At 59.8% G+C, this 12,294-nt stretch carries 6 protein-coding genes; 2 read left to right on the forward strand and 4 right to left on the reverse strand.

Annotated features, from left to right (window positions below; all coding sequences use genetic code 11):
- Nucleotides 1-53: 53 nt before the first annotated feature.
- The 3 genes from VL130_RS09550 to VL130_RS09560 all read right to left on the reverse strand — a co-directional run bounded on the left by VL130_RS09550 (nt 54) and on the right by VL130_RS09560 (nt 7,126).
- A complete protein-coding gene (locus tag VL130_RS09550; protein ID WP_325362635.1) occupies nt 54-1,643 on the reverse strand; it encodes an ABC-F family ATP-binding cassette domain-containing protein in 1,590 nt (529 codons plus the stop codon).
- A gap of 97 nt (nt 1,644-1,740) precedes the next feature.
- Nucleotides 1,741-4,083, reverse strand: coding sequence for a Tat pathway signal protein (locus VL130_RS09555; RefSeq protein ID WP_325362636.1), 2,343 nt, complete (start codon nt 4,081-4,083; stop codon nt 1,741-1,743).
- A gap of 82 nt (nt 4,084-4,165) precedes the next feature.
- On the reverse strand, nt 4,166-7,126 hold the full coding sequence (locus tag VL130_RS09560; protein WP_325362637.1) for a TonB-dependent receptor domain-containing protein: 2,961 nt from the start codon (nt 7,124-7,126) through the stop codon (nt 4,166-4,168).
- 335 nt (nt 7,127-7,461) lie between these two features.
- Between VL130_RS09560 and VL130_RS09565 the strand changes: the two genes are divergently transcribed.
- Both VL130_RS09565 and VL130_RS09570 read left to right on the forward strand, forming a co-directional pair.
- Entirely contained in the window at nt 7,462-8,457 is a 996-nt protein-coding gene (locus VL130_RS09565; protein ID WP_325362638.1) for a cupin-like domain-containing protein, read from the forward strand.
- A gap of 70 nt (nt 8,458-8,527) precedes the next feature.
- Complete coding sequence (locus tag VL130_RS09570) at nt 8,528-9,814, forward strand: MFS transporter (RefSeq protein WP_325362639.1); 1,287 nt, start codon at nt 8,528-8,530, stop codon at nt 9,812-9,814.
- Between the two features lie 39 nt (nt 9,815-9,853).
- Here VL130_RS09570 and VL130_RS09575 read toward each other — a convergent pair whose 3' ends face one another.
- Nucleotides 9,854-12,271 (reverse strand): beta-L-arabinofuranosidase domain-containing protein, encoded by a 2,418-nt coding sequence (locus VL130_RS09575; protein WP_325362640.1) that lies wholly within the window; start codon nt 12,269-12,271, stop codon nt 9,854-9,856.
- Nucleotides 12,272-12,294: the final 23 nt, after the last annotated feature.

The raw sequence follows: 12,294 nt of genomic DNA on the forward strand, positions 1-12,294 counted from the left end.
CCGCAGAGTAAAATCTTCCTTTCTTTGCTGAAAATCGGCCGAAAACGAAATTGTTATCCTGTGGATGCCGCCGAAGTCAGAAGAACTATCCTGCGTTCGATATTGATCGCTTTCAGAAAAGCTTCGTCATGACTGACCACCAGAAGCGCGCCGTCATAGGCACGCAGGCCGGCCTCAACCGCTTCAATCGAGTCGATATCGAGATGGTTTGTCGGCTCATCGAGGATCAGCAAGTCAGGCGGTGCGCCGCCTCCCAACACACAAGCCAATCCGGCGCGCAGCATCTGCCCGCCACTGAGTGTGGAGACGATCTGCAAGGCGGCATCCGCCCTGAACATGAAGCGCGCCAAGGCCGCCCGGCAGGCATTTTCATCGGCCTGTGGATGCAGGCGGCGGAAATTGTCACGGATCGACAGGGCGGGGTCAAGCAGGCTCACCGACTGATCGAGCAGAGCATAACTGTCTGTGATTCGCACTGCGCCTGACCAGGGCTTGAGCTTGCCTGAAATCAGAGCCAGCAGGGTTGTCTTGCCGGAACCATTCGCCCCGGTGATGGCAATGCGCTCGGGGCCGGTAATATTGAGTGAGAAATCCCAAATGACCGGCTGATCCTGATAACCGGCGGTCACGCCCTCGATTTGCAGCACCGTCCGGCTGGCCGGCAAACCGGTCGGCGGTACAAATACCGACAGCGGCTGGAGGATCTCGATCCGTTCACGCGCACCGGCCGCCGACTCTACGGCTTCGGTGCGCCGCCGCTCGGCCAGGCGGGCATTGTCGCCGCCGGTGTTTTCGCTGCGGTTTTTCATGGCGCCCAGCAGGATACGCGGCGCATCGCCCTTCGCCGCCTTCTTATGGCCTGTGCTGTCCTTGCGCGCCTTGCGTTCGGCAGTCGTTTGCGCAGCGCGGGCGGCGTCACTGATGCGCTTTTCGGCGTCGGCCAGATCGGCCTGCGCGGCAGCCAGCTCCAGCGCCTTGCGTTGGCGGTAGTGGCTCCAGTTGCCGCCATAGCGCGTGGCGCTAAGCGTGGTCAGTTCGACAATGGCGTCCATGCTCTCCAGCAGTTCGCGGTCGTGACTGACAATGATGGCGCCGCCGCGCCAGCAGTTGAGCAGGTCAAGCACAACCCGCCGTCCTTCCCGATCGAGATTATTAGTCGGTTCATCGAGCAGCAGGAAATCCGGTTCGGAAAAGACCAGTGCCGCCAGACCGGCGCGCGTCCTTTGCCCGCCGGACAGGGCAGCAAGCCTTGTCTCCGGTCCCACCTCCAGACCAACACGGGCCAGCGCTGAAACCATGCGCGCCTCCAGCGTCCAGTCGGCGGCGTCCAGATCGGCGGCCGTGGCTTCACCGGCCTCGGCGCGATGCAGGATCGTCAGCGCGTCGGTTACGCCAAACAGATCAGCCAGGGTGTCCGCCGAACCAACCTGAACTGTCTGGCGCAAAATGCCCAGGGTGCCGGTGACGGAGACGTACCCCATCTGAACCGGCAAAGCGCCGGATATGAGATTAAGCAGAGTCGTTTTGCCGGTGCCATTACGGCCCACAAGTCCGGTGCGCTCGGCACCGAAGGTCAGGTTGAGATGGGAAAACAGCGTGTGGTCTTCAATCGACCATGACAGGTCGGACAGGATAATAGACATGGATATGGATTTCCTCGGAGGTCAACAAAAGGCGTTTGTCTCTGAGCGTTGAAATCACATGCGCTGGCTTATCCTGTTCGACGGCTGTCTGGCTGATTTAGGCGGTCAGAGCCGGTTTGGCAAGAACGACCTCGATGGAGAGTTCCGCTGCCTTGCCGGGCTTGAAAACCACTGTGTCGCCGATGAGCTTCACCGTATTGCCGCCAAGCCTGACGCTTTTCACCTTTAGACCCTTCGGCAGGCGCAGGCTGAGTTGCACCTGGTCCGGCCTGCCTTCGCCATGGAAAGTTACCTTTCCGGTTACCTTCTCACCACCGCCTTGCAGAACCAGATCGACCTTACCCCAACGGGTCGGGGCGCCGTCGATGCGGATCGGCTGGCCGGAGGCGAACCAGTCGCGCGGAATGGCCTTGCCGAGATAAAGCGTCTCGCTATCAGAAGCCTCGAAAACCAGCATCCAGCGCACCAATTTCGGAATGGTGAGCTGTGCCGGAATACAATAGAGCGGCAGATCGCCGTCGATACCGGTCACTTCGCCGGCCACCCAGGTGCCCGGCGTATGCGAATGATAGCGGTGCGAATGCAGGAACAGCAGATATTCCTCGATGCGGCCTGAGCGCAGGAGCTGCTGGGCGTAGCCATAGGAGACGAAGCCCAACTGACTGCGCGAGGTCTCATTAGCCGGCGCGATATTAGCGACCACGCCGATGCAGGTGCCACCATGGCCGCGCACCCCATCGATCACCGTCTGGGCCAGATCATCCGGCAGGACATCGGCGTGCAGCATTTCGGCATAGACGCGGTGCGCCCAGCCCTGCTCGGTGCGCTGTTTCTTTTCCCGCGCTTCGGCATAGGCTTCGCGGTGGGTCAGCTTCGCGCCCGGCAGGACGGCGACATAAGGCGGCGTCAGATCCTTGCGGACATTGGCGCGCAGTGTCTTCACCAATTGCGCCTGAAGCTGGTCCGCGCGGCGGTTCCAGTCGGCCGCCAGCGCCGCCTGGTCCGGCGCGATCACCGGCCAGATGCGGGCGATATCGCGCCAGCCCCGCACGGCGAAGGCCGAATTGTTCCAGTAGGGTTTCCACCACAGGGCCGGGTCCGGATGCAGGCAGGCGTCGGATTCGCTCCAGCCGTCGATCAGACCGAAGCCGGCGTCGAGGGCCGGCTTTTTCAGGCTGAGATCGTGCATCTCTGTCAGGATCGCCGCGGTATTGGCGATCTTTCCGGCATGGGTGCGCAGGGTCGCCACATCGCCGGTATAGGCGAAATAGCGCGCCAGCAGGCTGAGGGTCAGGCCGAATTGCGGGGTTTCCGGCCCGCGCATATTGATCATGCCGTCGGGCGCGGTGAAGTCGTTGAAATAGTTATCGAGCACGGCCTTCGCCTGATCGAAACGGCCCCATTCGAGATTGGCGTAGAGCGATGAGGTCAGGATATCCTGGAAGCCGTCATATTCCGGGCCGAAATAATCACGATCGACCACGCCGTATTTCGGATAGACACCTTGCGGCCGCGTGATCAGTTCCTTGGCGAAGGCGTGGCTGACCATATCGCCCAAGGCCTTGTCGGGGATGGTCAGGGCGCATTGATCCTTCACTTCGTTCTGCCAGTAGGCGGCGAAATCGAACAGGCCCTTGTAGAAATCGGCGGCGGAAGGCTCGGTTCGGCGCGGTGGATAGGGCGCGTAAGAATAGCCAAACGCCGTCTTTACCGGTTTGCCGTTATCGTACTGGATGGTGCGGTGCCAGGTCTGGACCAGCAGGGCGTCGGGCGCCTTGACGTCGGCGAAGACCAGCAGGTCATAATAGCGCGTCGGCGACACTTCGATGATCTTGTGGATTGCCGGCAGCCAGCCGCCAAGCATCCCCTCCCAACGCGTTTTCACACCGTCATCGCCTTGCAATTCAGGGAAAGCGTGTTCCGGACGATAGCCCCGCGTGCGGCCGTTGGGGAAGACCGGCATGGTGTCGCCCTGCTGGCGCGTGCCGACGAAATTGGTCCAGGCCAGACGCGTATACAGCCCTTCCGGCGTGTAGTTCCAGCCCGCCGGCGGGGCAGCACGGCGCACCGCTTCCGGATCGGGATCGCCACCGCCCGCCAGCAGTTTATCGGCCAGCAGGTCGGCGTCGGCCAGGCAGATATCCTTCAATGCCAGACCGAGATAGGAGGGTTTGATATCGTCGAAACAGGCTTCCAGACGCTTCGGCAGAACCAGCGCCTGGTCGCCGGAAACAAAGGTGATGACGCCATCGCGTTTGGTCTGGTCTTCGTAAACCGTCCAGCCGTCGAATGCCGCCAGCTTCGCATGCCCGGAGACAGGCGCCTCATGTGCGGGCGTGAATTTCGGTCCGGCCAGTGCCGATCCGGCGAAAGCGGGGGCAGTCACGGCGGCGATTGCTGATCCGGTAAGAAAGGCGCGGCGATCAAAACGAACGGGCATTAGGAGTCTCCTGAAAGTCATGAAAAAGGCGCCGCCGGCTTTCGCCGACGACGCCGCAGGGTAGCCTTAAACAATCATACGCTTAGAATGCAGTCGACAGACCAAGGAAGAACATCCGGCCCAGCGGATCGTAGGTGCTGGGGTAGGTGTTGCCGTTGCCATTCTGGACCAGCAGCCCCCCCATGATGGCGGGCGGGTCCTTGTCGAACACGTTATTGACACCGGCGCGCAGCACGAGGCCATGCGGCAGGTTCTTGGTCACGGCCAGATCGATATAGTTATAGGCTTCGATCTCGGCGTTACGCGTCGACTTGGTGCCGCTCAGGTACTGATCATCGGTGTTGGTTGCCAGTTCGGCCTTGCCGAAATAGCGCCAGTTGATCGAGACCGAGGTGGGCGCCCAGACATTTTCACCCGGAACAGCCCAGGTGGCGCGCAGGTTGTGGCGCCACTTCGGCTTGGGCTGACCACAAGCGCCACCGAACAAGCCGGTACAATCAAAGGAGCCCAAACCGGGAAGCACTTCGGTTTCCAGCGAATTCAGATAGGTTCCGACCAGCGAGAAATTGACGCTGCCGTAATCATGACCGAATACCTGTTCAGTGTCGAGATTGTAGGTCGCACTGACGTCAATCCCGGTGGTTTCCAGATAACCGGTGTTGATGTTAGTGTTGATGACATAACCACCCAGAGCCTTGTTGTAACCGAACAGAGCGCCGGTATCATGGTTACGCACGATCAGACCACAATAGAACGGGTCGCCGGTATTGACGCATTGACTGACGGCGACCTGCGGATCGACAGTGCCGATGTACCCTTCAATACGGATCTTGTAGTAATCCAGGCTGATAGCGAGCGGCAGGCCACGCGGCGTGAAGACGAAGCCGTAGGTGGTCGTTTTCGCTTCTTCCGGGTTAAGGTCTGGATTGCCACCGCCGAGACCGGAGCCGGTGTCGGCCGGCGTCGCTTCAATCGTTCCGTATTGACCGGGTTTTACACCTGTCAAGGCACATGCCGCCTCGGATTTTACAGGTGTCGGACCCGCGCACGGATCGATCAGGCCAACATTACCGACCTGTTGCGAGGCGAACAGTTCGCTGACATTTGCAGCGCGCATGGCCTTGTTGTAGCTGGCGCGGAACAGGATATCGCTCGTGGGCGCATAGCGCATTTCGGCCTTGTAGGTTTCGGTCTTTTTTTCCTCGCCCTTGGCTGTTGGCGACTCCGAATTAAAGGTCGTGCTGCGGTAACCGAACGACGTATTCAGCGACTTGATGAAGGGCTTGTCGCTGACGATCGGCACTTCCAGTTCGGTGAAGTATTCGTCAGCCCAGATCTTGCCGTGTGCTTCCGGAATATCCGCATCCAGTTGAGTCTGGTCGCGCTTCTCGTCGATGGCCTCCTTGCGGCTTTCAACACCCAACACGATGGCAACGCCATCATCCGCCCAAGGCGAAGTTATGCCATACTTGCCCAGATCACCGCTGACAAAGGCATTGAAGACATTAATGCTTTGTTCGTTGCGCGTGAATGTCGGTGCGTAGATGAAGTCGAGGCCTTCGGCCGAAGGTCCGTTGGCGCTGAAGACGTCGATAGGCTTACAGCCCTTCGACTGGTCAATACAGACCGGCGTACCGTTGTCCATCACGGCCATCAGCGCCTGCCCGGCCAAGTCCTGATTGATGTCGTTCTGATAGTTGAACTGACCGATTGTGGTGGCGTACATATAGTTGGCGTCATAGCTCCAGGCATCGTTGATCGCGCCGCGGAAGCCGCCTGCCAGACGATAGTCCGTGTGGCGCATATCGTTACGGCGACCAGCACCGGTAGCGGCACGATAGACGACCTGCGTCTGCGCGACCGCATCTGTGCCGTAGGCCGCGCCGCAGAGGATGGCGCCTTGTTGCGCGCTCAGGAACGGGTTGTCGCAATTGACGTCAAAGGCACGGCCGGCCCAGATGGCCGAGGGCGCGACCTGGCTGACCGAATGGTCATCCATGAACATGAAGCTGCCATAGGCTTCAACATGCTCGTTGACCTTGTAGTTGGCGAAGGCACCGGCATTGTAACGCTCGGAATTACGCAGGGTATAGTTGTCCGGCGCGTAGTTGTAGTTGAACGAGGGGTCATTGAGAACCCAGGTCTTCGAGCCGTCCTTGGAATTGGCGTAGTCCGTATTCTTGCCCGGAGAATCGATGACCGTGCCATCGTCCAATGTGATCGTCAGAGGACGGAAACGGCCGAAGGCGTGCGAGCTGGAACCGCCGCAGCGGAAGGTCTCGCCGGCGGGATCATTAAATTCGAGCGCGCAATTTGAATAGTCTCGCGCGTCCTGGCGTACGGCTTCCATCTTGCGGTAACCGAAATAGCCGGTGACATTACCCTTGCCATCTTCAAGGTTGGAACCGAATGCAATGTTGAAGTCGTACTTCTGGCCGTCCCAGACATTTTCCTTGGCCGGCGTAATACCCTTGGCTTCCTGAATGCCGCGCAGATAGTCATCGTCGTTCGTGTGCTGGTAGATGCTGTATTGCGAATCGAACCGGATACCGTTCAACTTCTTGCGCATGATGAAGTTGACGACGCCGGACATGGCATCCGAACCGTAGACCGACGAGGCGCCGCCGGTCAGGACGTCCGTGCGCTCAATGAGCGTGGAGGGGATGAAGTTGAGGTCGACGCCGAGCGTCGGCAGGAAGCGCTGGCCGTCGATCAGCACCAGCGAGCGGCTGCCGCCCAGGCTGCGCAGGTTGACGCCCGCCGTACCGTCGGAATTGTTCGACTGGTTTTCATTGTTGCCTGCTTCGATCTGCGGCAGGCTCTTCAGGAAGGAGTCCACAGCGATGGCCCCCTGAAGCTTGACTTCCTTGGCATCGACCGTAGTGATCGGCGACGCGCTTTTCAGGTTGGGGCGACGAATACGCGTGCCGGTAACGACGACCGTGGTGGCCTGCGCTTCGTCGGCTGCGGGAGCCGCATCCTGTGCGAACGCCGGCGTAATGGCGAAGGCCGATCCCAGTGCCGCCACAGCGACCCCGGTCATGATCAGCGCTCTCTTGTTTATTTTCATTGCTTAATCCCTTTTCCTAACGCCAGACAAATTACCCGTTGTTCGGGGTTGCATTCCGCAGTACCGCCGCAATCTGACGCAGGAGGAAAACAACCATCACTTTTGCGACGCGTCAATTATAAATTATACGATTTTGTTACATAAAGTATACGATATTGTCTATTTTTAGGCATGTGATGCTTTTATGTCATGCTTAATCGCTATGCCGGGCTTTGCAGCGCAAAGGAAAGCGCTACCATAACCGGTCAGAACGGCATTCCCGCCAATAGCGAAACTCATTCTGCGTTCTTCCCTCATTCAGGCTCATTATGAACTCAATCGCCATTTTCGACACCCTCACACCTCAGGATTTCGCCACCGGCGTTCATGCGTCCGGGCAACCAGCCATTTTGAAAGACGTAGTCAAGGACTGGCCCGCCGTTAAATCGGGCCGGCAATCGGACGAAGCTCTGGTCGATTACCTGAAAGCCCACGATAACGGCCAGGTGGCGGGCGTTTACGTCGGCGCCCCTGAGATTCGCGGCAACTTCTTTTACGGCACCAATACCCGCAACGAGAATTTCCGTCACGGCCCCACGCCGATCCCGATGGCGCTCGATCGGTTGTTGCAGGAACGCGCCAATGCGAACCCGCAGTCGATCTACGTCCAGTCAGCCATCATAGCCAAGCACATGCCGGGTTTCGCGGTCGAAAATCGACTCGACCTGTTGCCGGGCGTCGAGCCGCGCATCTGGATCGGCAACGCGGCCGTCACCCGCGCCCATTACGATCTCAACTATAATATCGCCTGCGTGGTGGCCGGCCGCCGGCGCTTCCACCTGTTTCCCCCGGAGCAACTGGTCAACCTGTATCCCGGCCCGTTCGACCGCACCATCGGCGGCGTGCCCGTCAGCATGGTGGATGCGGAGAACCCGGACCTGGATCGATATCCGCGGTTCGCCGAAGCGCAGAAAACCAGGCTGACTGTCGAATTGGAGGCCGGCGACGCCCTCTATATCCCCTACGGCTGGTGGCATCAGGTCCATTCGCTGTCGCGCTTCAATGTCCTGGTCAACTACTGGTGGGATGAAGCCCCGCAGCCCGCCGCACCATATGATGCCCTATTCCACACCATACTGGCCATACGCGACATGCCGGAAGATCATCAGGCCTTGTGGAAGACCGTGTTCGACTACTACGTCTTCACCGGCGGCGGCGATCCGCTGGCGCATCTGGCGGACGGCGATAAGGGATCGCTCGGCCCGCTGACGCCCGAATTGATCCGGCGCATCAAGGCTTCGCTGCGCAAATCACTGGAACCATAAGCGCAGGGGTTTCCCTGCGGTCAAAAATGCGCTAGGCGGCAGATGACACAGGGAAGCATCAGAAAACAAAATGACGAACTCAACGCCTTCGGTCACGGGGCAAGCCCCGCTCAACTCGCCTTTCAAGGTGCTGATCGCCAGCCTGATCGGCACGACCATCGAGTTTTTCGACTTCTACGTCTACGCCACGGCGGCGGTTCTGGTCTTCCCCACCCTGTTCTTCCCGTCCAGCGACCCGACCTCGGCGATGCTGCAATCTTTCGCCACCTTCTCGATCGCCTTCTTCGCCCGCCCGGTCGGCGCCGTGGTGTTCGGTCATTTCGGCGACCGCATCGGCCGCAAGGCGACCCTGGTGGCCGCCCTGCTGACTATGGGTATCTCGACCGTGGTGATCGGCTTCCTGCCTGGTTATGCGCAGATCGGCGTCTGGGCGCCTCTGCTGCTGTCGCTGTGCCGCTTCGGCCAGGGTTTCGGTCTGGGCGGTGAATGGGGCGGCGCGGTGCTGCTGGCCACGGAAAACGCCCCCGAAGGCAAGCGCTCATGGTATGGCATGTTCCCGCAACTCGGCGCACCGATCGGGCTGTTTCTCTCTTCCGGCATCTTCTGGGTGCTGCTGCACTTCATCTCGCAGGACGCCCTGCTGAGCTGGGGCTGGCGTGTGCCCTTCATCTCCTCGATCGTGCTGATCATGATCGGCCTGTGGATGCGGTTGTCGATCACCGAAACCCCGGAGTTCCAGAAGGCCATCGATACCGAAGTGCGCGTAAAGGTGCCGCTGGCCGAAATCTTCCGCCGCCATAAACGCAGCCTGTTCCTCGGCACCTTCGTCGCCCTGGTGACCTTCGTGCTGTTCTATCTCAGCACCGCCTACCTGATGGCCTATAATGTCAAGGTCAGGCACATTCCTTTCCTCGACGCCCTGGCGATCCAGATTTTCAGCTCCATTTCGTTCGGCATTTTCATTCCGCTGTCGGCCAAACTGGCGGAACGCTTCGGCCGCCGCGAAGTGCTAATCGGCACCACTATTCTGATTGGGGCGTTTTCCTTCCTGCTGCCGGTTCTGATGGGCGGCAGCGAGGTCGGCATCTTCCTGTTCGCCATCATCGCCATGGCGCTGATGGGCATGACCTATGCCCCCATCGGCACGGCCCTGGCCGCCCCCTTCCCCACCAGCGTCCGCTATACCGGCGCCTCCATGACGTTTAATCTGGCCGGCATCGTTGGAGCCTCGCTCGCGCCCTATGCCGCCACCTGGCTGCAAGCGCATTACGGCCTGGCATATGTCGGCTATTACATGCTGGCGGCGGCGGTCATCACCCTTGCCTGCATCCTCGCCTTGCGCAAGGGCGAGATTTAAGAAAAAGCCCCGCAGCGTTTCCGATGCGAGGCATTTTCTTTAAGTGGTTGTCCCTGCAACAGCGGCGGTAAATACCTTGACCCCGAAGACCGGACCAGCGGTCTTGCCCTCCTTCGGATCGAACTTGATCGTCACCTTGGCCTTGCCCTTGGTCAACTCGACCGGGATCGGATAATCGACATCGATCCAGGCGCCGGGCTGGCGTCCGGACAGGCGTTCGTGCGCAATGGCCACGCCATCGACCAGGATATCGAACACGCGGTTATTTTCCGAACCCCAATAGGTCGCCTGCAAAATGAGCGGCCCCACGTCCTTGCCGTCGCGCTGGGTCTTCATCTCGAACGAGAAGAAGCCGAGCGTGCGGGCATCACGGCCATTGCGACCGCGATAGACGACCGGATAGGAGATATCCGATTGCAGGTTGTGGTCACGCTCGGGCTGCATTTCGCCGAGGTGCATGACATCGACCGAGCGCGCCGCCTCGTCTTTCAGGCGCGCCTGTTCGGCCTTGTAGGTCACCTGCGCGTCGGCCCATTCAGCATCATTATACTTGCTGAAATAGATGGCGTTGCGGCGGGTATATTGCGCATAGAAGGGCTTGAAGGTCATGTCGCCCGGACGGCCGATGCCATTGGTCTTGTAAACCGCCTGCTCGACCGACACCGGCGTGATGGCGGCCAGCAGATCAGCGCCGACCAGGGCCGGCGCATCACCTTCCCACTTGTCATCGGCAGCGCCCAGATCGGCGGCCATGACCATCGGCCCGCGCATCAGGGCCACGACCTTTTCGTCACCGGCGGCGTGTTCAAAGCGCAGGTCAAGCGGCAGGTCGAGCGTCACGACGTCGCCGGCGCGCCACTTGCGGCGGATCAGGGCATAGCCCTTGGCCGAGGCGGCCATCGCCGGCTTGCCATTGACCAGGATCTTCGAGCTTGAGGCCCAGCCGGGAATACGCAGGGCTACAGTGAAGGTTTTCGCACCGGAAAGCTGGGTGACCTTGAAGGCGATATGACCTTCATAGGGATATTTCGTGTTCAGTTCAAAGGCCGCCTTTTGCGACGCCCAGTTCAGCTTCGACGGAATGTAGAGGTTGACGAACAGAGTGTCGTCCGACTCCCAATAGATCGAATCCCCGTGCTTGGAATGGCTCTCGATGCCGGAGAGCACGCAGCACCAGAAATCGTTGTCCGGCGAGGAAAACTCGCGCGCCGTCCCCGACATCAGCGGCATCATATAGGTGAACATGCCGGTTTCGGGGTTCTGGTGCGCCAGGATGTGGTTGAGATGGGCGCGCTCATAATAATCGAAATAGGAGCCTTCCGGCGACCAGCTATAGAGGTGGCGCGTCAGTTTGAGCATATTGTAGGTGTTGCAGCTTTCGCAGGTCTGCTCGGTGATATGGGTGGCGATGGTATCCGGCTCGAAGAAGTATTCGCGGTCGGCATTGCCGCCGATGACAAAGCTGTGGTGCCCCGTCACGCGCTGCCAGAAGAAGTTCGACGCCTTCTGATATTCCGGCTTTTGGGTGACTTCATAAAGACGCGCCAGCCCGACCACCTTCGGCACCTGCGTATTGGCATGATTATTGGCCAGTTTATCCTCACCCGCCTTCATCGGATCGAGCATACGGCGATCGTAGATTTTCTCCGCCAGGGCCAGCCAGCGCGGATCTTTGGTACGGGTATAAAGCTCGGCGAACGACTCGTTGATGCCGCCATATTCGCAGGCCAGGACCTTCTGCACCTGCTCGTCATTCAGCGCGGCGAACACCTTTTCGATATAGCCGCCGAGGCCCACCAGAATGGGGATGCCCGAATCGTCACCGGTATAGGTCTGCACGTCCATCAGGCCGGCGTAGAGCTTATGCCAGTTATAGAAGGGCACCCAGCAGCCATTGAGATCGAAACCGGCCGAGCGGATATCGCCCGCCATGATTTCCGGGAAGATTTCCTTGCCGTCAACGATCGAGCCATCCTTGCGCTTACGCATGAAACCCGCGACATAACCGTCGCCATGCGCCGCCTGCACCTTTTTCAGTTCGGCGATAATGTAGCGGATGCGCGTCAGGCATTCCGCATTGCCGGTCTGGGCGTACATCAGCGACAGGGCGCTGAGATAATGGCCGAGGCCTTCACCGGCGATGGTGTCGGATTCCCAGCCGCCGTAAATCTCGCCCTTGACCGGGAGGCCGGCGAACTTATGGTAGTTGTGCAGGAAGCGATCCGGCGACAGGAACATCAGGTATTTGCTATTGACCTCTACCGCGTTCAGAAAGGGCGACGGCAGCAGGCGCACATCGCTCAGCGGCACTGATTGCGCCATGGCCGGCAGGGACACGCCCGCCTCTTTCGCGTAGACGACACCACCGATCGTTGTCAAAAGCGTACCGGCGGCGACCCCGCGCAGCAGGAAACGGCGGTCAATAGTGCTGGCGTTTGGCAGTATCGGGCGGGTCATTTCATAGCCTCGTTATGTGAATC

The sequence above is a fragment of the Asticcacaulis sp. genome (assembly GCF_035497195.1).
Classification (GTDB): Bacteria; Pseudomonadota; Alphaproteobacteria; order Caulobacterales; family Caulobacteraceae; genus Asticcacaulis.